The sequence below is a fragment of the Pandoraea communis genome (assembly GCF_902459745.1).
In the GTDB taxonomy this organism is placed as follows: domain Bacteria; phylum Pseudomonadota; class Gammaproteobacteria; order Burkholderiales; family Burkholderiaceae; genus Pandoraea; species Pandoraea communis.
The window spans coordinates 265,513-289,231 of sequence record NZ_CABPSJ010000001.1 but is presented as its reverse complement, the minus strand read 5'-3'; the positions used below and the strand labels follow the sequence as shown (position 1 = coordinate 289,231).

Annotated in this window: 19 protein-coding genes; 9 read left to right on the top strand and 10 right to left on the bottom strand. The window is 64.6% G+C overall.

What is annotated here, in order from left to right; translation table 11 throughout:
- Positions 1–182 precede the first annotated feature (182 nt).
- The 4 genes from PCO31110_RS01375 to PCO31110_RS01360 form a co-directional block, all read right to left on the bottom strand.
- On the bottom strand, positions 183–1,796 hold the full coding sequence (locus PCO31110_RS01375) for an ABC transporter substrate-binding protein (protein WP_010804989.1): 1,614 nt from the start codon (positions 1,794–1,796) through the stop codon (positions 183–185).
- A gap of 73 nt (positions 1,797–1,869) precedes the next feature.
- Entirely contained in the window at positions 1,870–3,147 is a 1,278-nt protein-coding gene (locus PCO31110_RS01370) for an NAD(P)/FAD-dependent oxidoreductase (protein WP_150689452.1), read from the bottom strand.
- 51 nt (positions 3,148–3,198) lie between these two features.
- Positions 3,199–3,867 (bottom strand): haloacid dehalogenase type II, encoded by a 669-nt coding sequence (locus tag PCO31110_RS01365; RefSeq protein WP_010804991.1) that lies wholly within the window; start codon positions 3,865–3,867, stop codon positions 3,199–3,201.
- Between the two features lie 358 nt (positions 3,868–4,225).
- Positions 4,226–5,704, bottom strand: coding sequence for an aldehyde dehydrogenase family protein (locus tag PCO31110_RS01360; RefSeq protein WP_150689451.1), 1,479 nt, complete (start codon positions 5,702–5,704; stop codon positions 4,226–4,228).
- 331 nt (positions 5,705–6,035) lie between these two features.
- On the opposite strand from PCO31110_RS01360, the gene PCO31110_RS01355 reads away from it, so the two are divergent.
- The 4 genes from PCO31110_RS01355 to PCO31110_RS01340 all read left to right on the top strand — a co-directional run bounded on the left by PCO31110_RS01355 (position 6,036) and on the right by PCO31110_RS01340 (position 10,036).
- Positions 6,036–6,917: a GNAT family N-acetyltransferase gene (locus tag PCO31110_RS01355; RefSeq protein WP_246189693.1), complete on the top strand. Its 882-nt coding sequence runs from the start codon at positions 6,036–6,038 to the stop codon at positions 6,915–6,917.
- A gap of 16 nt (positions 6,918–6,933) precedes the next feature.
- Positions 6,934–7,860, top strand: a complete 927-nt coding sequence (locus PCO31110_RS01350) for a 2-hydroxyacid dehydrogenase (RefSeq protein WP_150689450.1) — start codon at positions 6,934–6,936, stop codon at positions 7,858–7,860.
- 158 nt (positions 7,861–8,018) lie between these two features.
- Positions 8,019–9,422, top strand: coding sequence for an aminotransferase class III-fold pyridoxal phosphate-dependent enzyme (locus PCO31110_RS01345; protein ID WP_150689449.1), 1,404 nt, complete (start codon positions 8,019–8,021; stop codon positions 9,420–9,422).
- 119 nt (positions 9,423–9,541) lie between these two features.
- Positions 9,542–10,036, top strand: coding sequence for an Lrp/AsnC family transcriptional regulator (locus PCO31110_RS01340; protein WP_010804996.1), 495 nt, complete (start codon positions 9,542–9,544; stop codon positions 10,034–10,036).
- 32 nt (positions 10,037–10,068) lie between these two features.
- Here PCO31110_RS01340 and PCO31110_RS01335 read toward each other — a convergent pair whose 3' ends face one another.
- Complete coding sequence (locus tag PCO31110_RS01335; RefSeq protein ID WP_281350587.1) at positions 10,069–11,019, bottom strand: LysR substrate-binding domain-containing protein; 951 nt, start codon at positions 11,017–11,019, stop codon at positions 10,069–10,071.
- A 128-nt stretch (positions 11,020–11,147) separates the two neighbouring features.
- Here PCO31110_RS01335 and PCO31110_RS01330 point away from each other — a divergent pair, with 128 nt between their 5' ends.
- The 3 genes from PCO31110_RS01330 (at position 11,148) to PCO31110_RS01320 (ending at position 14,232) form a co-directional block, all read left to right on the top strand.
- Positions 11,148–12,245, top strand: coding sequence for a tartrate dehydrogenase (locus PCO31110_RS01330; protein WP_010804998.1), 1,098 nt, complete (start codon positions 11,148–11,150; stop codon positions 12,243–12,245).
- A 145-nt stretch (positions 12,246–12,390) separates the two neighbouring features.
- A complete protein-coding gene (locus PCO31110_RS01325; RefSeq protein ID WP_010804999.1) occupies positions 12,391–13,863 on the top strand; it encodes an NAD-dependent succinate-semialdehyde dehydrogenase in 1,473 nt (490 codons plus the stop codon).
- A 24-nt stretch (positions 13,864–13,887) separates the two neighbouring features.
- On the top strand, positions 13,888–14,232 hold the full coding sequence (locus PCO31110_RS01320; protein ID WP_150689448.1) for a cupin domain-containing protein: 345 nt from the start codon (positions 13,888–13,890) through the stop codon (positions 14,230–14,232).
- Positions 14,233–14,323: 91 nt separating this feature from the next.
- Here PCO31110_RS01320 and PCO31110_RS01315 read toward each other — a convergent pair whose 3' ends face one another.
- Positions 14,324–15,688, bottom strand: coding sequence for an LLM class flavin-dependent oxidoreductase (locus PCO31110_RS01315; protein WP_010805001.1), 1,365 nt, complete (start codon positions 15,686–15,688; stop codon positions 14,324–14,326).
- Between the two features lie 215 nt (positions 15,689–15,903).
- Between PCO31110_RS01315 and PCO31110_RS01310 the strand changes: the two genes are divergently transcribed.
- Positions 15,904–17,052, top strand: coding sequence for an ABC transporter substrate-binding protein (locus PCO31110_RS01310; RefSeq protein ID WP_150689447.1), 1,149 nt, complete (start codon positions 15,904–15,906; stop codon positions 17,050–17,052).
- 24 nt (positions 17,053–17,076) lie between these two features.
- On the opposite strand, the gene PCO31110_RS01305 is transcribed toward PCO31110_RS01310, so the two are convergent.
- A complete protein-coding gene (locus PCO31110_RS01305; RefSeq protein WP_010805003.1) occupies positions 17,077–18,000 on the bottom strand; it encodes a LysR family transcriptional regulator in 924 nt (307 codons plus the stop codon).
- 167 nt (positions 18,001–18,167) lie between these two features.
- Between PCO31110_RS01305 and PCO31110_RS01300 the strand changes: the two genes are divergently transcribed.
- On the top strand, positions 18,168–19,277 hold the full coding sequence (locus tag PCO31110_RS01300; RefSeq protein ID WP_010805004.1) for an NADH:flavin oxidoreductase/NADH oxidase: 1,110 nt from the start codon (positions 18,168–18,170) through the stop codon (positions 19,275–19,277).
- Position 19,278: 1 nt separating this feature from the next.
- Here PCO31110_RS01300 and PCO31110_RS01295 read toward each other — a convergent pair whose 3' ends face one another.
- The 3 genes from PCO31110_RS01295 to PCO31110_RS01285 form a co-directional block, all read right to left on the bottom strand.
- Entirely contained in the window at positions 19,279–20,529 is a 1,251-nt protein-coding gene (locus PCO31110_RS01295; RefSeq protein ID WP_010805005.1) for an EAL domain-containing protein, read from the bottom strand.
- Positions 20,530–20,778: 249 nt separating this feature from the next.
- Positions 20,779–22,074 (bottom strand): MFS transporter, encoded by a 1,296-nt coding sequence (locus PCO31110_RS01290; protein WP_150689446.1) that lies wholly within the window; start codon positions 22,072–22,074, stop codon positions 20,779–20,781.
- A gap of 300 nt (positions 22,075–22,374) precedes the next feature.
- On the bottom strand, positions 22,375–23,703 hold the full coding sequence (locus tag PCO31110_RS01285) for an MFS transporter (RefSeq protein ID WP_010805007.1): 1,329 nt from the start codon (positions 23,701–23,703) through the stop codon (positions 22,375–22,377).
- Positions 23,704–23,719 lie beyond the last annotated feature (16 nt).

Genomic DNA, 23,719 nt, shown 5'->3' with positions numbered 1-23,719 from the left:
AAACGTCTCCGGTAGATACGACACCGCGCGTGGGGGAACGTCGGTGCCCAACCGGTGCGCGCCGAATGAGGCCGCGCGCACCGCACACTTCCTACTGCAACTTCACCTGCATCGGCTGCGCGCAAGCGCGAGCCCAGAGGATCATCAGCGGCCGGCACCCGGAGGCGCGGCCGCTGCCGGCATCACGCGTCGAGCCAGACGTGCTCGGAGAACGCGAAGCCCATCAACCCGGCCAGCGGGATCGAGCCCAGGCCCTTGAGCTTGGTGGTGTGCCCGTCGAGCGACGACAGGAACATCGGGATGCCGATGCCGCCGTTCTGATGGATGAGCGTCTGAATGTCACCGTACAGCGCCTTGCGCTTGGCGTCGTCCGGCTCGCCGCGTGCGGCCACCAGCAATTGGTCGAACTTCGGGTTCTTCCAGTTGGCTTCGTTCCACGGCGCGTCGGAGCGGAAGAACTGCGTGAGCAGCACGTCGGCGCTGGGGCGGGCGTTGACCGAGCCGAACGTGAGCGGGTGCTTCATCCAGTGGTTGGCCCAGTAACCGTCGGCCGGCACGCGGGTGATCTGCAGGTTCAGGCCGGCCTTCGGCGCGGCCTGTTGCAGCAGCATGGCCATCTCGACCGAGCCTTCGGCGGCGGGGGTCGCGTAGACCTGCAACGGCGAGCTTGTCAGGCCTGCCTTCTTGAAGTGGAACGCGGCCTTCTCCGGATCGAACGGACGTTGCGGCAAGCCGGGCATGTAGTAGCGGTTGCTCGGATCGATCGGCTGATCGTTACCGATGGCGCCGAAGCCTCGGAACACCGTCTTGCGAATCTGTTCGCGGTCGAACAGATGCATCATGCCGAGGCGGAAATCGGCGTTGCCCGTGATGCCGCCTTCGTCGCGCATGATCAGGTCGGTGTACTGACCGGTCTTGGTTTCCAGCACGGCGAAGCCCGGGGTGTTCTTGATGCGTTCGGTCGAGCGTGCGCTTACGGAATTGATGAGCTGCACGTCGCCGGACAGCAATGCATTCACACGCGCCGATTCCTCGCCGATGCCGATCAGTTCGATTTCGTCGAGATGCGGCAGGCCCGACTTCCAGTACTTCTCGTTACGCACGCCTACTGTGCGCACCCCTGGCGAGAACTCCTTGACCTTGAACGGGCCGGTGCCCACGGCGCTCTTGAAGTCTTTGGTGCCGTCCTGAATGATGAGGAAATGCGACGTGGCGAGAATCACCGGCAGGTCGGCGTTCGGGCCTTCGAGCGTAATGGTGACTTCGTTCGGGCCGGTGGCTTTCACGTCCTTGATCTGATCGGCCAGGGTCTTCGCTTTCGAGGCCGTGGCAGGGTCCTTGTGCCGCAGAATCGAGTAAGCGACGTCGTTCGGCGTGAGGGTCTTGCCGTCGTGGAACTGCACGCCGCTGCGCAGCTTGATGACCCAGACCTTGGCGTCCTTGGTGTCGATCGATTCGGCCAATGCGAGCTTGGCACCGAGTTTCGAGTCGAGTTCGGTCAGGCCGTTGTAGAACATGTTGGCGCGCACATAGTCGGTGGCCAGTGCGCCCTTGGCGGGGTCGAGCGTGTCGGCCGCCGACGCCGATTGCGTCGCCACGCGAATCTTGCCGCCGCGCTTGGGCGTCTGGGCGAAAGCCTGGCCGCTGGCCGTCAGCAATCCCGTGCCCGCCATTGTCAGCAGACCGCCGGCAGCCATCGCGCGAAGCAGATCGCGGCGTTGGGTGCCTCGCTGGCTCAGGCTCTCATCCGGTGTACAGAGCGCGTCGACACCGTTGACCGATTTTTCTGATTTCATTGCACATCTCCACGTAGGGGTTGCCGAAGGATCGGGGTTGCCAGTTTTTCGCGACGCCGCAGCGCCGGTTGAATCAATAGAAAACATCCTTGATGCGGAAATACGCGCCGACCAGCGGCAGGAACCACGGCTTGCCCGTGTGTCCCGGAATCGCCGGCCAGTCGAAGTCGCGCCACGGATTGGCTGCGGTGTCGCCGTTCATCACGTCGGCCATGATCTGGCCCATATGCGTCGCCATCTGTGTGCCGTGCCCGCTATAGCCCATCGAGAAGTAGATGCCGTCGTGCTGGCCTGCGCGCGGCAGCCGGTCGGCGGTGATGTCGACCAGGCCACCCCAGCAGTAGTCGATGCGGGCCTGGGCGAGCGAGGGAAACAGTTGAACGAGGTTGGCTCGCAGGATGCGACCGCTGCGCACATCCGACGGCTGTTCGGACGCCGTGAAGCGAGCCCGCCCGCCGAGCACCAGCCGATGATCGGGCGTGGTCCGAAAATAGTTGTGCATCAGGCGGCTGGTGACGTAAGCGCGACGCTTGGGCAGCAGCCGGTCGAGCATGTCGCTGCCGAGCGGTTCGGTCACGATGATGAACGAGCCGACCGGCGCCATGCGGCGCCGGTACCAGCCAAACGGTCCGTGGCGCGACGGGCCGGTGGCCACCAGCACCTGAGCGGCGATCACGTCGCCGCGCCCGGAGACGACGCGGTACGTGCCGTCTCCCTGCTTGACGATCTGGGAGACCGGTGCGTGTTCGTGAATGCGCGCGCCCTGACGGACGGCGGCGTTGGCGAGCCCGACCGCGAACTTGCCCATATGCATCTGGCCGCCGTGACGTTGCAGCAGGCCACCGTAGAAGGCGTCCGAGCCGATTTCGTCACCGATGTCGGCGCGGCCGATCAACTGCACGTCGGGATCGACGTCGCGCGCGATCAGTGCCGCCGTAGCTTCCAGATGCGCCAGATGATGAGGCTTGGCGGCCAGCTTGAGCTTGCCGCGGCGGCTGTAGTCGCAGTCGATCTCTTCCTCGCGAATGACGCGCTCGACCGTATCGACGGCCGAGGCGTACGCGCGATAGCAGTCCCGGGCGCGCTCGGCGCCGAGCTGTGCGCTCAGTGCCGCGTAGTCTTGCGCCACGCCTGTATTGCAATGCCCGCCGTTGCGTCCCGAGGCCCCACCGCCGATCGGACCGGCATCGAGCACCGTCACCGACGCGCCACGCTTGCCGAGCGCCAGCGCGGCCGACAGGCCGGTGAAGCCCGCGCCGATCACGGCGACGTCGGTCCGCCCCTCGACAGGACCTTCCTGGGCGCCGAGGAAGCGTGGTGCGGTATCGAGCCAGTACGATTCGAGTTTCATTGGCGTGGTGAGAGTCTGGGGACGAGACAAACGGGGGGAGCGAACGGCGGCTTACAAGCCGAGCTGCACGGCTAGGTCGACGATGTCCTTGACCGGCGTGTATTCGTAGAACGGCGCTTCCGGTTCGTGGCCGCGCAGCACCATCGCCTTGTGCTTGATGCCCAGGTCATGTGCGGTCATCAGGTCGTAGCGCGGGCTCGAGGACACGTGCAGGATTTCGTGCGGCTGCACATTGAGCTTCTTGAACATGTATTCGAAGCCCTGCATGCGCGGCTTGTAGGCACCGACTTCTTCCGCGGTGATCACGGCGTGAAACGGCGCACCGAGTTTCTCGATGTTGCTCATGATCTGCTCGTTGGCGGCGTTGGTCAGGCCGACCAGCTTGTACTTCTTGGCAAGGCGCGACAGACCTTCCGGCACGTCCGGGTGCGGACCCCAGGTCGGCACGGCCAGGTAGAACCGTTCGGCTTCCTCGACCTTGAAGGTCACGCCGGTGCGCTCGCAGGTGCGGCGCACCGAGTCGACCACCACGTCGCGATAGGGCTTCCAGGCACCGAGCACTTCGTCGCGGCGATAGGCGGCAAACAGCTTCACGAAGTTATCCATCGCCTCGCCTTGCAGGCGGTCGCCGTAAATTTCGCGGGCCATGTCGGCCATGCGGAATTTAACCAGTGTGCCGTAGCAATCGAAGGTGATGAATTTCGGCTCGAAGTCGATCATGATCTCTGTCCTCAGTGAAGGGCGAACCCTTGGGGGTTCCCGGGCGAAAGAAAGGGGGCTGCGTCGAAGTCGCCCGTGTCGGGATGCGCGTTTTGCGACATCCATGTGAAAAATTAAACCAAATCAAAATTTTGGCTTCGCGTTGAAATGCCCGGTGCAAACATAGAATTCCATGCGTTTTAGGGGGCATGAACAGCACGATATGCTTCGCGCTTTTTTAGCTCGGTAGTAACCCGGATACCTGATTGCCGGGAAGCGTCGTGCGCTGTTTCATCGTTTGTCCGGCTGCGGTGCGCGAGCCCGTCAATAGCGAACGGTGAACGTTCACGCACCCGCTGCGCCGCGTCTGTTCATTCGCTCAGCCGTTCAGATCGATCAGCACGGCCTTGCTGCGCAGGTTGGCTTCGAATGCCTGACGGCCGAGGTCCTTGCCGAGCCCCGAGCGCTTGAAACCACCGGTGGGCAGCACGAAGTCCGACGACCGGCCGTAGCGGTTGACCCAGACATTGCCCGCATCGATGCCGCGCACCATGCGCATGGCGCGGCCAAGGTTGGCCGTGTGCACACCTGCGGCCAGGCCGTAGTCCTCATGCTGTGCCAGTTGCAGCGCTTCTTCTTCGGTCGTGAAGGTCTGCACGGTCAGCACCGGCCCGAAGACTTCCTCACGCACGATCTCGGCGTGCGCGTCGACGCTGCGCAGGATGGTGGGGGCATACCAGGCGCCACCGGTGCCGCCGTCGATCGGCTTGCCGCCGCATACCACGTCGGCGCCGGCGCTGCCCGCCCGGTCGACGAGTCCGCCGATACGTTGCGCCTGCGCTGCGCTGATGATGGGAGAGAGCGTCGTGCCGGCCGCCCACGTTGCCCCCGGGCGCAACGCACCGAAGATGGGGGCAAGGCGCTCGATCAACGCGTCGGCGATGCCAGCCTCGACGAGCAGCCGCGAGCCGGCGTTGCAGACTTGTCCGGCATTGCCTGTGATGCCCATGGCGATGCGTCGTGCGACGGCGTCGAGATCGGGCACGTCGGCGAACACGACCTGCGGACTCTTGCCGCCAAGCTCCAGCGTCACCGGCTTGGTGCCGGTTTGTGCGCAGGCCGTCATGATGGCCGCCCCTGTGCGGGTCGAACCGGTGAACGTGACCTTGCCCACGCGGGGATGACGCACCAAGGCATCGCCGGTCACACGTCCGTCGCCTTGTATCACGTTGAAGATGCCGGCAGGCACACCCGCCTGGATCGCGAGTTCGGCGAGTCGAAGCACGGAAAAGGGCGTCATTTCGGATGGCTTGATGACGATGGCGTTGCCGGCGGCGAGCGCGGGCGCCGCCTTCCAGATCGCCATGACCAACGGAAAATTCCATGGCGCGATCGCCCCCACCACGCCGATCGGTTCGGTGATGGTCATGCCGAGCAGCGACGGGTCTGTCGCCGCCACCTCGCCGCCATGTTTGTCGGCATGCTCGGCGTAGAAACGCAGACATTCGGCGGTGTACGGCACATCCCAGGCTGCGGCGTCGCGCACCGGGCGGGTCGAGCCGATGGCTTCGAGCGGCGCGAGCGTGGCGACATCGCCTTCGACCAGATCGGCCAGACGGCGCAGCACGCGGGCACGCTCGCGCGGCGCGCAGGTGGCCCAACCACTGTGACGGAAGGCGTGCCACGCGCGACTGGCCGCATGATCGACCATGTCGGCGTCGGCCATCGCTAGCGCAGCGTAGGGGCGCCCGCTGGACGGGCAGATTACGTCGGCATAAGTGTTACCGGCGTCGACGAGACTGCCGTCGATGAAATGTCCGCTGCGGATGCTGACCTGGGCGGGATCGAAACTGTCCATACTGATTCTCCGGGGCCGCCTCGGCGCACGGTCCGGGCCGACAGGCGATCTGGTTGGGAACGGGAGCGATGTGGGGTAGGGCCGTGCGGTGCTGCCCTGTGTCATGGTAGTCAGAGGCGCGTGGCAGATTGCGCCGAAACAAATGCGCAGACCGCATGAGGCAATGGTTTTCGGTGCATGCGCGACACGTTTTGTCGCGTTCTTTTCGTCGCGCGGGATTGTGGCGCCGAATAACAGGATCGTCCTATGCAATGATCGGGCGGGTCGCCATAGTGAAGGCGTCGTGAGCCATGCTCACCCTGTATCCGGCAATGCTCCAAGGAGGCTCGGCGTGTCCGAATTCCCAGCATCATCCCGGCTCGTCTACCGGCCCTTCACGGCGGCCGATGTGTCGGCTGGCCATCGACTTTCCAGCGCCGCGCGCTGGCCGCACAAACCCGACGACTGGCGCTTTCTGTTGCGTCAGGGGCAGGGTTTCGTCGCGCTCGACGGCGACGAGGTCGTTGGCACCGCACTGTACTGGCAGTACGGCGAGTCAGGTGGCTCGCTCGGCATGGTCATCGTCTCGCCAGACCGGCAGGGCCGAGGCATCGGCCGCGAACTGATGGAGCGCATGCTCGACGCGCTCGGCTCGCGCACGACCGTGCTGCACGCCACGCCGGCCGGTCAGCCGCTCTATGAAAAACTTGGCTTCACCGCCATCGGCAAGATCGATCAGCACCAGGGCACCGCCCGTCGCCCGCCGTTGATGGAGCTGCCGCCCGGCGAGCGGCTGCGCCCGCTCGGCGCCAACGATCCGGAGCGCCTGATCGTGCTCGCCAGCCGTGCCAGCGATCTCGATCGCCGTCGCATTCTGCCGGCATTGCTCGATATCGCCGATGGCATCGCGCTGGAGCACGATGGCGAACTGCTCGGCTTCTCGCTGTTCCGCCGTTTCGGCCGCGGCTTCGTGATCGGCCCGGTGGTGGTGAGCCGCAAGGGTGGCGACGCACTGGCGCAGCAGCGCGCCGAGGCGATGATCGCGCACTGGCTGACGCTGCACGAAGGCCGCTTCGTGCGGATTGATACACCGGCAGACAGCGGGCTGACCGACTGGCTTGCGTCGCTTGGGCTGGCGCGTGTCGATACCGTCGTGAAGATGGCCCGTAACGGTGTGCCGCGCAGCGACGACGAATTCCGCCAGTTCGCCATCATCAATCAGGCCATCGGCTGACAGGGGGGGGCGGGCAATGTCGTTTTTGTACAAGGCCGATCCGGCGCGCGGCGCCGTCTGGGCGCGTCTGTTCGCCGAGCGTGCCCCCGAGGCGGGCTTTCGCATGTGGCCCGACGTGGGCGATGCCCGCGATGTGAGATACCTCGCCGCCTGGAAGCCACCCGAAGACTTGCATTCGCTGCTGCCTAACGTCGAAGTGGTGTTCTCGACCGGGGCCGGCATCGACCAGTTCGACCTGTCGCTGATACCGGCGCATGTGCCGGTGGTGCGCATGGTCGAGCCCGGCATCATCGAGGGCATGGTGGAGTACGTCACGCAAGCCGTGCTGACGTTGCATCGCGACATCTTTGCGTATGCCCGCCAGCAGGCGGCACGCGAGTGGACGGAATTGACGGTGGTGCCCGCCGGCGAGCGCCGTGTCGGTGTACTCGGCCTGGGCATGCTTGGGCAGGCCGTGTTGGGGGAACTGCGTCGCTTCGGCTTCGATTGCGCCGGCTGGAGCCGTACGCCGCGCGAGGTCGAGGGCGTGAATTGCTATGCCGGCTACGCGTCGCTGAACGCCTTTCTTGCGCGCACCGACTATCTCATCTGCCTGCTGCCGCTCACCGCAACAACGCGCGGCATTCTGGACAAACGTCTGCTCTCGGGGCTGCCGCGCGGGGCATCGTTGATCAATGTCGGTCGCGGCGGCCATCTCAATCAGTACGATCTGCTGGCGCTGCTCGACAGCGGTCATCTGGCAAATGCCATTCTCGATGTGACCGATCCGGAGCCGCTGCCGGCGTCGCATCCGCTGTGGGCTCACCCGAACGTGCGCATCACGCCGCATATCGCCAGCGCCACGCGTCCGGAGACGGCCGTGGAAGTGGTGCTCGACAACCTGCGCCGGCATCGCGACGGGCTGCCGATGATCGGTCAGATCGATCGCAGCCAGGGCTACTGACATCTGGGCGGACCCCGCACAGCAGAAAATGCTGCGTGCGCCGAAAATACGCGGCGCACATTCTTTTTTCGGCATTATTTGGCGGCGCGTGCGTGCCGGCGACTCTCTAGTATGGAAGGCGTGTTCACCCCCTTCCATCGACAAGCCGAGAGAATCCAATGGCCAAGCAAGCGCTTCTCGATGCCGACCGCCGGCATCTGATCCATCCCGTCGTCAGCTATCGCGCCCACGAACAGCGCGGTGCGACGTTGCTCGAATCCGGTCACGGCGCTTACCTGCGCGACATCGACGGCAACGAATTGCTCGATGCTTTCGCGGGGCTGTGGTGTGTGAACGTCGGCTACGGGCAGCAGAGCGTCGTTGCGGCGGCGGCCGAACAGATGACGAAGCTGCCGTACGCCACCGGCTATTTCCACTTCGGCAGCGCACCGGCCGCACAACTGGCCGAGAAGTTGGTCTCGATCGCGCCGCGCTCGCTGCAGCACGTCTACTTCTCGCTCGGTGGCTCGGACGCGGTCGACGCTGCGTTGCGCTTCATCACGCATTACTACAACGTCACAGGCCGTGCGCAGAAGAAGCATTTCATCTCGCTGGAGCGTGGCTATCACGGCGCTTCGTCGGTGGGCGCGGGGCTCACGGCACTGGCGTCGTTCCACCGCGGCTTCGACGTGCCGCTGGCGACGCAGCACTATCTGCCGTCGCCGTACGCCTATCGCGATCCGCTGGGGCGTGACGGCCAGGCGCTGATCGATGCCAGTGTGGCGGCGCTCGAAGCGAAAGTGGCGGCGCTCGGCGGCAGCGATTATGTGGCGGCGTTCTTCTGCGAGCCGGTACAGGGCTCGGGCGGCGTGATCGTGCCGCCGAAGGGCTGGCTGCGGGCCATGCGCGACGCGTGCAAACGCCTCGATATCCTGTTCGTGGCCGACGAGGTCATCACGGGCTTCGGCCGCACGGGTCCGATGTTCGCGTGCGAGATCGAACAGGTCGAGCCGGACATGATGACCGTGGCCAAGGGCCTGACCTCAGGCTATGCGCCGATGGGGGCCGTGCTCATGAGCGACGCGATTTATCAGGCCATCGCCGAGGGCGAGCACGGCGCCGTTGTCGGGCATGGGCAGACGTACTCTGCGCATCCGGTGAGTGCCGCCGTGGCGCTCGAAGTCATCCGACTGTACGAAGGCGGCTTGCTGGCCAACGCTCAGGCGGTGGCGCCGGTGTTCGGTGCGGGGCTCGACTCGCTGCTCGATCACCCGATGGTCGGCGACTCGCGCCATCTCGGTCTGCTCGGTGCGGTAGAGCTCGTGGCCGACAAGGCCACCAAGGCGCGCTTCGATCCGGCGGTGAAACTGTCGGACAAGATCGCTTCGGCGGCGTATCGGCACGGTGTGATTTTCCGTGCGTTCGCCGACAACATCCTGGGCTTCGCACCGGCGTTGTGTTTCACCGCGCAGGACGTTTCGCTGATGGTCGATCGCGTGCGCGCCACGCTCGACGAAGTGCTGCAGGACGACGCCGTGAAGGCGGCGGTGAGCGCCGCGCAGGGGGCCCGGAAAGCCGCATGAGCAGGGGCTCGACGGCATGATGGGCGGCCTCGTGCGGGGGCTTGTGGCGCGTTAGCGCTGTGTTAAGATCGTTGACGATCTACGATTGACCAAGCCCCTGCGGGCGCGAAGACACGACGATGGGCACGGACTGCAAACTTGACCGTATCGACTTGCGCATTCTCTCGCAGTTGCAAAAGCGAGGCCGCATTACCAACCTGGAACTGGCCGACGCCGTCGGCCTCTCGCCGAGCCCGTGCCTGATACGCGTCAAGCGCCTTGAAAAAGCCGGTTACATCGCCGGCTACGGTGCGCAGATTCAGCTTGAAAAGCTCGGCGACGTTCAGTTGGTCTTCACCGAAGTGACCCTGGCGGATCATCGCCGCGAGGACTTCATCCGCTTTGTCGACGCCATTCGCGATGTCGACGAAATCGTCGAGTGCCATCTCGCCAGCGGCGGTTACGACTACCTGCTCAAGTTCGTCACGCGCAGCGTCAGTCACTATCAAAGCATCATCGAAGGGCTGCTGGAGCGCGACATTGGCATCGAGAAGTACTTCAGCTACGTCATCATCAAGTCGCCGTTCGTCAAGACGCAGTATCCGCTCGAATCCCTGTTCGCTCCGCGAGGCTGAGCACATCGGGGGGCAGCCGACTCACCCGCATCTCAGCGTGTCGACGCGGGCACGCCCATGCCGCCTTCCCAATGACTGAATTCCTCGGACAGGAAGTTCACGCACGCGCGGACTTTCGCCGACCCGGCAAGTCGTGTCGGATAGACCGCCCACACGTTAGCGGGCTGCGTCACATCGGGCAGTACCTGCACCAGCGTGCCGTCCTCGAGCAGCGGCTGCACCTGCCAGATCGAACGTAGCAGAATGCCCTGCCCATCAAGCGCCCATTGCACGGCCACTTCGCCGTGATTGGTCGACAGTGGGCCGGTGACCTTGAGCGACACCGTCTCGCCGCGATGCGACAAGCGCCACACGCCGAACGGGTGATCGCGCTCCTTGATGGCGATACAGGCGTGCCCGGCCAGATCGTCGATCTGTCGCGGCGTACCGTGCTCGGCGAGATAGGCGGGCGAGGCACACAGCACACGGTGATTGGCCGCCAGTCGCTTGGCAATCAGATGCGGTGCGATGTCGTCGCCGATGCGCACGTCGAGGTCGTATCCTTCGGCCGCGACGTCCACGATGCGATCGAACAGATCGAGCCGCACGTTCAGTTGCGGATGCAGCTCGCGCAGGCGCGACATGGCAGGCGCCACCATGTGCCGCCCGAAGCCGAAACTGCTCGATACACGCAACATGCCGCGCGGCACCTGGCGGGTGGTCGAGACGTCCTCGATCAGATGATGCACGTCGTCGAGAATCTTCTCGGCCCAGGCATAGACACGTTCGCCGGCATCGGTGATGGTGACGCGGCGTGTGGAGCGGTGCAGCAGCTTGGTGCCCAGCGACGCTTCGAGTATGCCGACGCGTTTGCTCACATAGGCCGGCGACGCGTTCAATGTGTCTGCGGCGGCAGAGAAGCTGGCCTTGCGCGCCACGAGGCAAAACACGCGCAGGTCGTCGAGATTCGGCGAGGCGGACAGGGCGGGAGAGGTCAGTGCCATGCTTTATTCACACTTCGTGGATAGTTGGTCAACAGTTAGGTGGATTCTATTCGGTTTTTGGTGAAATAAACTTCACACATACCCGATGCTCAGCCCATCGATCGTTTTGGACATTTCAGGAGACAACCATGACTGCCACTGTTTCTCGCCCGTTCCGTATCGCCGTCATTCCGGGCGATGGCATCGGCAAGGAAGTGATGCCCGAAGGCCTGCGCGCGCTTGACGCGGTTAGCCGCCGCTTCGGCATCCCGCTCGAGTACCAGCACATTGAATGGGCTAGCTGCGACTACTACGCGCTGCACGGCCAGATGATGCCGGACGACTGGAAGCAGCAGCTCGAAGGCGTCGACGCGATCCTGTTCGGCGCGGTGGGCTGGCCCGACACGGTGCCCGATCACATCTCGCTGTGGGGCTCGCTGCTCAAGTTCCGTCGTGAATTCGACCAGTACATCAACCTGCGCCCGGCCCGCCTGTTCGACGGCGTACCGTCGCCGCTCGCCAACCGCAAAGTGGGCGACATCGACTTCATGATCGTGCGCGAGAACACCGAAGGTGAGTACTCGTCGATCGGCGGCGTGATGTTCGAGGGCACCGACCGCGAGTTCGTCGTGCAGGAATCGGTGTTCACGCGCCGTGGCACCGAGCGCGTGATGAAGTTCGCATTCGAACTGGCGCAGCAACGCGCGGCCAAGAAGATCACCGTGGCGACCAAGAGCAACGGCATCTCGATCTCGATGCCGTGGTGGGATCAGCGCGCCGCCGAGACGGCTGCCAAGTATCCGGACGTGAAGTGGGACAAGCAGCACATCGACATTCTGTGTGCACGCTTCGTGCTGAATCCGGATCGCTTCGACGTGGTGGTGGCGAGCAACCTGTTCGGCGACATCCTGTCGGACCTGGGCCCTGCCTGCACGGGCACGATCGGCATCGCCCCGTCGGGCAACCTCAACCCGGAAGGCAACTTCCCGTCGCTGTTCGAGCCGGTACACGGTTCGGCGCCGGACATCGCCGGCAAGAATATCGCCAACCCGATCGGCATGATCTGGACCGCAGCGATGATGCTCGACTTTCTGGGCAAGGGTCAGGGCCGCGCGCGCGAAGCGCACGACGCGATCGTCGCGGCAATTGGCGCCGTCATCAAGGACGGCCCGCGCACGGGCGACATGGGCGGTACCGCCAGCACGACCGAAGTCGGCGAGGCGATCGCCGCCGTGCTGAGCGCCTGACACGCACCGATATTTCTCAGGCCCTCTACGTCCCTGTCTTGTTCGTCAGGCGAGTCATCGGCCCCTTTTGCAACGATGACCTTGATACCGATACCGCTGTGCGTTTTCGTGCGGCGGTATCGATGAAGCAACCGGAGAATGCAATATGACGCTGGAACTCACGCGCACCGAACTGCTGCGCACGCAACAGATAGTCGATGGCGAATGGCAGGATGCCGTCACCGGGCGACGCTTCGTCGTGACCAATCCCGCCACGGGCGAGACCATTGCGCAAGTGGCCGACGCCGCGCCGGCCGATGCCCGCGCTGCGGTCGACGCTGCCGAGCGCGCATTGCCGGCGTGGCGCGCCACGTTGCCGGCCGAGCGTGCCGCGTTCTTGCGCCGCTGGCATGCCGCGATCATCGGGCATCGCGAGGATCTTGCGCGGCTGATTTCGATGGAGCAGGGCAAGCCGCTCGCCGAGGCGCGTGGCGAGGTCAATTACGGCGCGTCGTATGTGGCGTGGTTCGCCGATGAGGCGACGCGCGTGTACGGCGACATCATCCCGACGCAGACGCGCGGCAAGCGCATGATGGCAGTCAAGGAGCCGATCGGGATCGTGGCGGCGGTGACGCCGTGGAACTTCCCGCTGGCGATGATCGCGCGCAAGATCGCACCGGCGCTGGCTGTCGGTTGCACGGTCGTGGCCAAACCTGCCGAAGACACACCATTGACGGCGCTTGCGCTGGCGTATCTGGCAGAAGATGCCGGTCTGCCAGCCGGGGTGCTCAACATGATTGCCGCGTCGCGAGAGCAGGGCGTGAGCGCTGTCGCCGAATGGCTGGCCGACGCGCGCGTGCGCAAGATCACGTTCACCGGCTCGACGCCGGTCGGCAAGCATCTCGCGCGCGAGTCCGCCGGCACGCTCAAGAAACTGTCGCTGGAGCTTGGCGGCAACGCGCCGTTCATCGTGTTCGACGATGCGGATCTGCCGGCTGCCGTGGCGGGCCTGATGGCGGCCAAGTTCCGCAACGGCGGACAGACGTGCGTGTGCCCGAATCGCATCTACGTGCAGGCCGGTGTGTACGAGCGTTTCGCGGGCATGCTGACCGAAGCCGTTGCGGCACTCAAGGTGGCGCCCGCGACCGACGATCAGGCGCAGATCGGCCCGATGATCAATGCACGGGCGGTCGAGAAAATCGCCCGCCATGTCGACGATGCCGTCGCAAGGGGCGCGCACGTGACGACAGGCGGCAAGCGGCTCGATGTGCTGGGGCCCAACTACTACGCGCCTACGGTGCTCATCAACGCCGACGAAAGCATGGCGCTGACATGCGAAGAGACGTTCGGTCCCGTCGCACCGCTGTTCCGCTTCGAGACGGAAGACGAAGTTGTCCAGCGGGCCAACGACACGCCGTTCGGGCTCGCGGCCTATTTCTACAGTGAAAACCTGCGCCGCATCGAGCGGGTGGCCGGTGCGCTCGAGGCCGGCATCGTGGGCATCAACGAAGGCGCGCTCGCCAGCGAAGCTGCGCCGTTCGGCGGCGTCAAAGAGTCGGGCTATGGGCGCGAGGGGTCGAAGTACGGCCTCGACGATTATCTCGCCATCAAGTATCTGTGCCAGGGCAATCTCGCCTGACGGCACGCGCGACAGGAGTCATTCATGAAAGTGCAGCAGATCAGGCAGAGCGCCCAGTTGCGCGGCCTGGAAGATTGGGGCACCGCGGGCCTGCCGGGAACCACGCCGGCGCAGGTCAGCGGCGTGCAGAAGGTGATTCCGGGCAACGAGGCGATCGATACCGGAGTGTTCGAATGCACACCGGGCACCTATCGACGCTCGGTCAAGCAGGCCGAAGTGATGCATTTTCTGGCGGGGCGCGCGACGTTTACGCCCGATGGCGAGGCGCCGCTGGAGATCGCACCGGGCGACACGCTGTTCTTCGAAGCCAATACCGAAGGTCTCTGGCAGATCGACGAGACCATTCGCAAGGTGTACGTGATTTTCTGAGTCGTACGCCGGCATACACCGCGCCGGTGACGCCCATCACCGGCGCAGTGCAGCACTCGCTATCTGTGTCAGCCTCGATGCGTTACCTCGCTTATGCGACCGACGCCACGGCGGTTGCCGCATCATTGAAGTGTCGATTCGGCACCGCCGGCACGCCCAGATTCTCGCGGAACGTGTGGCCTTCATAACGTGTGCGGAACAACCCGCGCCGCTGCAATTCCGGCACGACCAGATCGACGAAATCCTCGATGCCGCTCGGCGCGCTCGGGAACATGATGTTGAAGCCGTCGGCTGCGCCTGTCTCGAACCAGTGCTGAAAATCGTCGGCGATCGATTCCGGTGTGCCGACCAGCACGCGATGACCGCCCCCGGTGAATCGCGTATAGAGCTGACGCACTGTCGGCCGTTCACGCCGAATCCAGTCCACCAGCAGCTTCTGACGGCTCTTGTGCGAGTTCGTCTCCGGCACCTGTTCGGGCAGCGGTACCTTCGCGTCGAGCGGCAGGCTGCCGAGGTCGATGCCCAGACTCGCATAGTTCGTGAGTGAGTGCAGTACGACGGCGGGATCGCGATGCGCCAGCAAGGTGTCGTAGATGTCCTGCGCCTCGGCTTGCGTGCGGCCGACAATGGGCGACACGCCCGGCAGAATGAAGATGTGCTCCGGGCGACGGCCATACTTCAACGCCCGTGTTTTCACATCGGTATAGAACGCGCGTGCGTCTTCGATGTCCTGCGCAGCGGTGTAGAGCAATTCACCCGCACGCGCGGCCAACTCGCGCCCGGCTTCGCTCGAACCTGCCTGCGCGATCACCGGCCATCCCTGTACCGGGCGTGGTGCGCTGAGTGGACCGCGCACGCGGAAGTGCTTGCCCCGATGATCGAGTTTGCGAATACGCGCTGGATCGGCCCATTGGCCCGTGGCTTTGTTGCGCGGGAAGGCGTCGTCGGCGTGGCTGTCCCAGAGACCGGTCACCACGTCGTAAAACTCGTTGGCGCGCTCGTATCGCACGGCATGATCGACGTGATCGTCGCGATTGAAGTTCTCGCCCCCGCCCGTGGACGTCACCATATTCCAGCCCGCGCGGCCGCCCGAGAGATGGTCGAGCGAGGCGAAGGCGCGCGCCACGTTGTAGGGCTCGCTGTACGTGGTGCTTACCGATGCCACCAGACCGATGTGCTTCGTTGCTCCGGCCAGACCGGCGAGCAGCACGACCGGGTCCCAGCGCGGTGCACCGGGGCTATGGGCGAGCGACACCGGGTCGGTCGACATGAAGAGGTTGTCGAAGAAAAACAGGGCGTCGAAGCAACCGCGCTCCAACGTTTGTGCGTAATGACGATAGCGCGCGAATTGCGAATAGGCGTCGGTGTCCGTGTCGGGATGGCGCCAGCTATCGCCTTGCACGCCGGACCCCGACATGTAGGCGCCCAGCCGGAGCTTGCGGGCAGGTTGGCTCATGACGTGACTCTCATTTCGATTTCGATAGACGATCACGATACGAGAGCGCCGCATGCCGAGACAAACAACGAAATTCGATAAGCAAACCCGAATATGCAAACCGGCGCGGCGCGCGCTATGGATCGCATCAATCGATGGTTGGGGGCGCGGGCGGGCTTGCCTAGACTGACACGTCCGATTACTTCCGCAGCCGCGCTTCGGTGTGGCGTCATGACATGAAGACATCCGCTTCCTCCAACACACCGGCGGTGAACCCGGTGATCGATGCATTCATCGCCGCCTCCGCGATTGCTTTGGGTCTCTATATCTCAGCACCGTCGCGCGCAGCGCTGTTACGGGCGACGCTGACGCGCTCGGCGAAGCGCGATCTGCGCAGCCGTCTGCGTGAGCGTTGGCCGGCGTGGCGTGTTCGCCTGCGTCGCGGCGCTGCCGCCGCGCTGAGCGTCGCCGCGATTCTGCCGTTCGCGAGCAAAGCGGCCGATAAACCGGTCCTTGTCGTCGGCGATCAGGCGTACAACGCGCAGAGTCTCTTTGAAGCGTCGGGGGTGTTGCAGGATGCTCCCTACACCGTTGCATGGAAGCAGTTTCCGGCGGGCACCCCCGTGATCGAAGCGGTCAATGCGGGCGCGCTCGACATTGGTTTGCAAGGCGACGGTCCGGTGCTGTTCCTCGCCGCGCAGGGTGCGCCCGTCAAAGTCATCGGCATTTACCGCGACAGTCCCGACAGCGTGGTGTTGCTCGCGGGGCCACACACGCAAATCAAGACGGTGGCCGACCTGAAGGGCAAGACGGTGGCCATCACGCGCGGCGGCTGGTCACAGCAACTGGTGCAAGCGGCGTTGACGTCGGCTGGCTTGCCGCTCGACGCGGTGAAATACTCGTATCTCGCGTCTGTCGATTCGGCGGCGGCGTTACAGGCGGGCAAGGTGGATGCGACGGCGACGTGGGAACCGTACGTCTCGCGCTTGCGTCAGGCCGGCGCACGTACGGTGGTGACGGCTCGGGGCCTGATTGCGGCGCAGAGTTATCTGTCCACGACGCAGAAGGTGATCGATAGCAAGCGTGAATTGTTGGGGGATTTCGTTCAGCGTTATCAGCGTGCGCGCGAGTGGTCGCTGGCGGACGCACGACATGTCGAACGCTGCGCGGATGTCTGGTCAGCCAAGTCGCGCGTCGATCCCAAGCTGGCGCATCAGTGGTTCAGTACGTCACGCATTCGCTATGAACCGCTGACGGACAGCGCCATCGCCGAAGCGCAGAAGAGCGTGGACGATTTCGTGAAGACCGGCACGCTGACCAAGGGCTTCGACGTGCGCGGACTCTTCGATACGTCGTTCAACAAGTTCACGCAGGCGGCGCGATAAGCCGAGAGAGGTCTTGCGCTCAGGTCAGGCGCTCGTTGGCTGCAAGACGCGTTTGCCACCGAACGCATGCGGGCGCGGCGCATCGACGCGTTCGCGCAGCAGCGCCACGGCGCGTTGCGCGCGCGCTGAGAGCGGCCATTCGGCCCGATGGATGAGCCACAGCGTGTCGACCACCGGCGGGCCGCAGTCCACCACCCGAATGGCGTCCTGCAAGGCAAACGCCTGTCGCGCGTACTGCGGAATGATGGTGAATCCCAGACCGCGAGCGACATATTCGAGAATCAGACTGACCTGGTTCGTGCATCCCTTGCACGGCAGGCTCTGCACGCCCGGATTGCCCGGGAAGCGGCGGCTGAGCAAACGTGTCGACATCGCTTCGCCGTCCGGATGATCGATGTACCCGATGCGCTTCAGGTCTTCCCACGTGTGCACGTCTTCCCCCGCCGGGACCACCAGTTCGAGCGGTTCCTGCGTGAATGGCGTGGCGGCGAGACGCGGGTCTTCCGGTCGCAACGTTACCAGTCCCAGCTCAAAGTGATTCTGTAATACGCCTTCGAGCACTTCGCGGTCGGGAGCGAAGCGATGCCGTACGGCCATCGCGGGGTTGGCCTTCTGCATATCGAGCAGGATCGGACACAGGTACAGCCCGATGCTGCCCGGCGTGATGAGCGTAATGACGCCGCATTCCTCGTTCGCATCGTCCAGACGCGAGCGCAGGTGCCGGGCCGCACATTCGACCTCAAGACAGTAGGTCAGCAACGCCTGCCCGGCGGGCGTGAGTTCCACGGCGCGTGGACGCCGCACGAGCAACGGCCCGAACGCCTCCTCGAGATGCTTCACATGCTGGCTCACGGCGGCCTGCGTGAGGCCCAGCCGGTCGGCGGTGCGCGTGAAGTTACCTAGCTCGGCGAGCGTGGCGAACGATTTGAGCCACTGAGGATTGACCATAATGAACTGTTATCGATTTGATAATGGACAGATGGTTTTCATTATAGTGGTGTGCGGCTAGTATTGCTGGTGTCGGCCGCAACCGGTCGAGGTGCCACGAATCGCTGCCAGGCGCCCAGCGCTCCGCCAGCCGGCGCCGCTTTCCCTGACTCCCTAGAGAACCCCTCATGTCCGCCCTGTTTTCCCCGTTTGCGCTGAAAAGCGTCAAGTTGCGCAACCGCGTTGCGATTCCGCCGATGTGTCAGTACAGCGCCGTCGACGGTGTCACCAACGATTGGCACCTTGCCCATTACGCCGGTCTTGCGCGTGGGGGTGCCGGTCTGGTGATTGTCGAGGCGACCGCTGTCTCGCCCGAAGGCCGTATTTCCCCCGGATGTACGGGGCTGTGGAACGACGAGCAGGCGCAAGGCATGGCCCGCATCGCCTCGGCCATCAAGGCGCACGGCGCGGTGCCCGGCATTCAGATCGCGCACGCCGGTCGCAAGGCGAGTGCCAACCGCCCGTGGGAAGGCGACGACCATATCGGGGAAGACGATCCGCGCGGCTGGCCGACGATCTCGCCGTCCGCAGTCCCGTTCGGGGCGCATCTCGGCAAGGTACCGAAGGCGATGACCCTCGACGACATCGCGCGCGTGAAGGCCGACTTCGTGGCGGCAGCGCGCCGCGCGCTGGCCGCAGGCTTCGAGTGGCTGGAACTGCACTTTGCCCACGGCTATCTGGCGCAGAGCTTCTTCTCGCTCCACGCGAACCATCGCGACGACGCCTACGGCGGTGACCTCGCCGGGCGCAGCCGCTTCCTGCTCGAGACGCTCGCCGCCGTGCGCGAAGTGTGGCCTGACCATCTGCCCCTCACGGCCCGTTTCGGCGTGATCGAGTACGACGGCCGCGATGAACAGACGTTGGCGGAATCGATCGCGCTCACGCGTCAGATGCGCGAAGGCGGTCTCGATCTGTTGAACGTGAGCGTTGGTTTCTCGACGCCCACCGCGAATATCCCCTGGGGGTCAGCGTTCCTCGCGCCGATTGCCGAGCGCGTCAAGAAGGAAGCCGGCATTGCCGTGGCGTCGTCGTGGGGCATTGACGACCCCCACGCGGCCAACCGCGTGGTGGCCGACGGTCAGATGGATCTCGTGATGATCGGCCGCGCGTTGCTGGCCAACCCGCACTGGCCGTACTACGCGGCACGCGAGCTTGACGTGGCCCGTGCGTCGTGGGTGCTTCCCGCGCCGTATGCTCACTGGCTCGAACGCTATCGCGTGCAACGCGCGACCACCTGAGTTACCAGTTGATATCGACGCAGAGCACGTGCAGCCCCTGTTGGGTGGGCGTGGCAATCGAGGCCGTCACACAAAGGTGCGCCTCGTTGATCGAGAGATAAGGCGGGGTGAAATGCACCTCGCCGGGCGCGCGCATGGCTTCGATGAAGTAAGGCCGCCGCGCCCAGTTCGCACCCTCCGAATGCAACAGCGGACGGAAACGTTTGGCGCGTTGCGAGGAATGGCTGTGCGGCAGCACGTTGTCGCCGATCTGGCGTCCGAGAGGGTCGAGCAGAAAGCAGCGTGCCGCATCGGGCAGCGCGAGCAAGTCGTGCGTGGCCTGTTTGATGTCCTGCCCCTGTGCGATGCGCGCCGCCGCCGATTCGATGCCCGCCACGTAGGGTGCAAGCCGCGCATGCTCGGCGCGCTCGCGCTCGACCAGTAGCGTGCGCAGTCCCGCCGAGAGCACGTCCATGCGCTCTGCGGCAACCTTCGGCGGTACGGGATCGACGTCGGGCGCCGCAAAGTGCTGCCCTTGCACGAAGTCCACGTTGCACTCCAGGGCGAGCAGCGCTTCGCGATCCGTCGTAAGTCCGCACATCATGACCAACTGCCCCGATTCGTGCAGCAGCGACACGAGGCCGGGCAGCACGTGCGCCAAGTGCGATTGCTCGGTCGCCTGCGCGAGAATGCCGCGATCGAGCGCCACGATATCGGGGCGCAGATCCCATACCCGGTCGATGTTCGAGTGCTTGGCGCCGAAGCCGCCCAGCGCAATGAGGAAACCCGCCTTGCGCAGGCTGCCGACAATGGCGCCGAAGCGCGGCGTGTCGCCGCCCGCCTGCTCCGGGACTTCGAGCACCACGCGCTGCGGCGACAGGCCGGTGGCCTTGAGCGTGGCGATGAGCGCCTCGCCGTAGATCGTGTCCATCAATGCCGCAGGGTGCAGGCTCAGGAAGAGCCACGCGTCGCGGCCATCGAACTCGCAGAAGTTGCCCAGATGCAGCGATTCGGCCAGCCGGCCGAGTTCGAGCATGTCGCCGTGACGTGCCGCGAGCGTGAAGACTTCATGCGATGGAACGTGACGGCCTTCGGCGTCATGCGCGCGCAAGGACGCGTGATAGCCGATGGCGCGGCGGTGCGAGACCGAGAACACCGGTTGGAAGACGCTGCAAATCGTGAAGTCGCCGTAAATGACGATGCGTCGGCCGTCCTCGGCCGCTGTCAGACGGGGCGGCAGCAAACCGGGGGCGTCGAGATCGATCATGGTCATGGTAGAGGCAGGCGCGGGGGCAGCAGTGGTATGTACAGAATAGATGAGCAAGAAGCGTGCTCAAAGGCGCCCGGCGGCGCCGGCAATATTGTCCGCGATTTTCCCCCGGCGTTGTGACGCATCGCACCAGTGAGCGGCATGATTGCACCAGAATGGGGCTTCTCCGCGAGATTCGGCAGGGCTTGCGAGTGCGGCATTGCGTTCCGTTTGCTGCGTACTTAATGATGACCGCGCTCATGACGCCATCCGTCAGGGCGCCAGCAATTGGGCTCGCCGGGCAACCCGGGCGAGCGATAGTGCGCAGACGACGTTGAAGACGTGCAAGCCACCCGGGCCGAGCAGCGTTACGACCATCGAGGCGATCATCGGCCCGAGAATGCCCCCGACCGAGAAGAGGATGAGCAGCGTGGCGCTCACCGCCACACGCCGTTCGGGCACCGTACGGTCGTTCACATGCGAGACGATCAGCCCGTACTGAGTGAAGTTGACCGCAGAGAACAGGAACATCAGCACGAACACCAGCCAGTGTGTCTGGAAGACGATCAACGGTGCGCAGAACGCGGCCGATGCAAACGCGAGACGCCGCGACAGCGTGCGCCGGTCCATGCGATCCGACAGCCGGCCCACCGGCCATTGCATGAGTAGCGCGCCGAAGAGCGCCACCCCCATCAACGTCGACAGGCTGCCGATCGACAGGCCGATGCGCGTGAGGTAGATCGGCATGATGGCGTAGAACGCGCTGTACAGAAACCCGGCGAGGATGCAGCCCGGAATGGCGATCGGCGTGGCGCGTGCCATTTCGGCGACGCTGTCGAAGAGGCCGATTGCCGGTTGTTTGACGAGCCGTTCGTCGGCGACACGCGTCGGCCATCCCTGCATGAGCGTGATCGGCAGAATCGCCGCGACGAAGAGTCCCGCGACGAGCAGAAGCTGCCCCTCGCTCCCGGCGTCTCCGATATTGAGCAGGAATTGTCCGGTACTGACGGCGAGGTAGTTGATCGTGAGATAGGAGCCGAATACGCGCCCGCGCATCGTATTCGGCACCGAGCCGTTGAGCCAGCTCTCGACCGTGGTGTACATGCCCATCAGCGCAAAGCCGGTACCGAGCCGCAGCACGCAGAGCGTGAGCGTGGTTTCGCTCACCGCGAAGCCCATCACGAACAGGGCGGCCAGCGCGGTGAAGGCCACGAACGCGCGATGTTGCCCGATGCGCTCGATGAGCGAGCGGTTGTAGAACGCGCCGAGCAGGAAGCCGCCGTAGTAGCACGACTGGATCACACCGATCGTGAACGTCGATGCGCCGTACTTCAGTGCATGAAAGGGGATGGCGGTGGCGAAGAGCCCGTTGCCGACAACCAGCACGCCATACGCCAGCAGAATGCCCATGAGCGCCGGATAGACACTGATGGGCAGCGGCACGGCGTCTGCCGAGGCTGGGCCGGGGGGCGTCGACGGCGCACCGAGCAGGGACGCTTCCGAGAGGGGCCCCGGACGATCGGGTTCGTCTTCGGGAATAGCGGCATCTAGCGACGGATCTCGCTGCATTATGTCTCGCGGGCCAGAGAATTGGGGGCAACGGGCGTTCGTCGTGCCCGTCGCAGACAATCCTTTGCACTGCAAGAAAATGTGCAGACAGCGTGAAAGGGCGTTGCCGGAGGGGCGCGCGAGGCACGTGAGCCATACCCTGAATCATCGCACGAGATCGACCCTTCACGGACGGATCCGGGTCATGCCGGATGCGAAATACGTAAGGGAACAGGGCGCATCCCGGTGAAGGACTCGCCCTGTTTGCGGCTCGCTGCGCACCAGCGCCGGATCGGCGTATCGGTGGGACAACGCCTGCCGTCAGTGCTCGGTTACCCCTGCCCCGTGCCATACGTGCTGGCGGCGCTTGCGGCTGCCGATCCAGGCGGCGGACAGCGCGCTGACAAGGCCCGCGCACAGCACGTAGATGCAAATCATCCACGGCTCGCCGCCGTTCTTCTGCAACAGGTACGTGGCGATGATCGGGCTCAGTCCGCTCGCGAAGATGCCCGAGAACTGGTAGACGAAGGAGATGCCGGTGTAGCGCACCCTGGCGTCGAACAGCTCCGAGAAGAGCGCCGCTTCCGGCCCGTAGACCGATGCGTAGATGACGCCCAGCGGAATCACGATAGACAGCCAGACGAGCATCACGTTGCCGCCGCTCGCCCTCATCAGCCAGAACCCCGCGAATGACGAGAGACCCGTCGCGAGCGAGCCCCAGAAGTAGATGCGCGTGCGGCCGATGCGATCGGACAGCTTGCCGAAGAACGGGATGGTGAAAATCATGACGAACGCGGCCGCCATCACTCCGGTGAGTGCCTCGGTCTGCGAGAGCTTGAGCGTCTGCGTCAGATAGGCAATCGAGAACACACCGAAGATGTTGAAGAACACGCCGTCGATGAAGCGTGCGCCCATGCCCGCCAGCACGTTGCCGGGGTTGCGCGTGAGCACTTCGGCAATCGGAATCCTGATCTCGGTCCCGGCCTTCTTGATCTTCGTGAACTCGGGCGTTTCCATCACGTTCAGGCGGATATACATGCCGATGGCGACGAGGCCGACCGACAGGAAGAACGCCAGCCGCCAGCCCCATGTGAGGAACTGCGCAGCGGTGAGGGTGTACGACAGCAACGCGACTACGCCGGAGGCCAGACACAGACCGAGCGCGAGGCCCACCTGCGGAATACTGGCGTAATAGCCGCGCTTTTCCTTTGGCGCGTATTCGAACGCCATGAGTACCGCGCCGCCCCATTCGCCGCCCAGCCCGATGCCTTGCAGCACTCGCAGCACGAGCAGGAGCACCGGCGCCCACAGGCCGATCTGCGCGTAGGTCGGCACCATCCCGATGAGCAGGGTGGCGACCCCCATGATGGTGAGGGTCATCACGAGCATGCTCTTGCGGCCGAGCTTGTCGCCGAAATGTCCGAAGATCACGCCGCCCAACGGCCGGCTGAGGAAACCCACGGCGAACGTGCCGTAGGCGAGCATCGTCGAGACGAGCGGATCGCTGCCGGGGAAATACAGCTTGTTGAACACAATGCCGGCGACCACGCCGTAGAGGAAAAAGTCGTACCACTCGATCGTGGCGCCGATGAGGCTGGCGACGACGACACGGCGCATCTGCCGGGCGTCGGTCTGGGTCGATGCATTCATGGTTGTCTCCGGATCT

What these genes read in the sequence shown, in the direction of transcription:
- PCO31110_RS01340 (WP_010804996.1), top strand. Translation starts at nt 9,542, where the DNA reads ATGGGCACGGACTGCAAACTTGACCGTATCGACTTGCGCATTCTCTCG.
- PCO31110_RS01300 (WP_010805004.1), top strand. Translation starts at nt 18,168, where the DNA reads ATGTCCGCCCTGTTTTCCCCGTTTGCGCTGAAAAGCGTCAAGTTGCGC.
- PCO31110_RS01305 (WP_010805003.1), bottom strand. Translation starts at nt 18,000, where the DNA reads ATGGTCAATCCTCAGTGGCTCAAATCGTTCGCCACGCTCGCCGAGCTA.
- PCO31110_RS01375 (WP_010804989.1), bottom strand. Translation starts at nt 1,796, where the DNA reads ATGAAATCAGAAAAATCGGTCAACGGTGTCGACGCGCTCTGTACACCG.
- PCO31110_RS01320 (WP_150689448.1), top strand. Translation starts at nt 13,888, where the DNA reads ATGAAAGTGCAGCAGATCAGGCAGAGCGCCCAGTTGCGCGGCCTGGAA.
- PCO31110_RS01350 (WP_150689450.1), top strand. Translation starts at nt 6,934, where the DNA reads ATGTCGTTTTTGTACAAGGCCGATCCGGCGCGCGGCGCCGTCTGGGCG.
- PCO31110_RS01360 (WP_150689451.1), bottom strand. Translation starts at nt 5,704, where the DNA reads ATGGACAGTTTCGATCCCGCCCAGGTCAGCATCCGCAGCGGACATTTC.
- PCO31110_RS01285 (WP_010805007.1), bottom strand. Translation starts at nt 23,703, where the DNA reads ATGAATGCATCGACCCAGACCGACGCCCGGCAGATGCGCCGTGTCGTC.
- PCO31110_RS01295 (WP_010805005.1), bottom strand. Translation starts at nt 20,529, where the DNA reads ATGACCATGATCGATCTCGACGCCCCCGGTTTGCTGCCGCCCCGTCTG.
- PCO31110_RS01290 (WP_150689446.1), bottom strand. Translation starts at nt 22,074, where the DNA reads ATGCAGCGAGATCCGTCGCTAGATGCCGCTATTCCCGAAGACGAACCC.
- PCO31110_RS01345 (WP_150689449.1), top strand. Translation starts at nt 8,019, where the DNA reads ATGGCCAAGCAAGCGCTTCTCGATGCCGACCGCCGGCATCTGATCCAT.
- PCO31110_RS01365 (WP_010804991.1), bottom strand. Translation starts at nt 3,867, where the DNA reads ATGATCGACTTCGAGCCGAAATTCATCACCTTCGATTGCTACGGCACA.
- PCO31110_RS01335 (WP_281350587.1), bottom strand. Translation starts at nt 11,019, where the DNA reads ATGGCACTGACCTCTCCCGCCCTGTCCGCCTCGCCGAATCTCGACGAC.
- PCO31110_RS01325 (WP_010804999.1), top strand. Translation starts at nt 12,391, where the DNA reads ATGACGCTGGAACTCACGCGCACCGAACTGCTGCGCACGCAACAGATA.
- PCO31110_RS01370 (WP_150689452.1), bottom strand. Translation starts at nt 3,147, where the DNA reads ATGAAACTCGAATCGTACTGGCTCGATACCGCACCACGCTTCCTCGGC.
- PCO31110_RS01330 (WP_010804998.1), top strand. Translation starts at nt 11,148, where the DNA reads ATGACTGCCACTGTTTCTCGCCCGTTCCGTATCGCCGTCATTCCGGGC.
- PCO31110_RS01315 (WP_010805001.1), bottom strand. Translation starts at nt 15,688, where the DNA reads ATGAGCCAACCTGCCCGCAAGCTCCGGCTGGGCGCCTACATGTCGGGG.
- PCO31110_RS01310 (WP_150689447.1), top strand. Translation starts at nt 15,904, where the DNA reads ATGAAGACATCCGCTTCCTCCAACACACCGGCGGTGAACCCGGTGATC.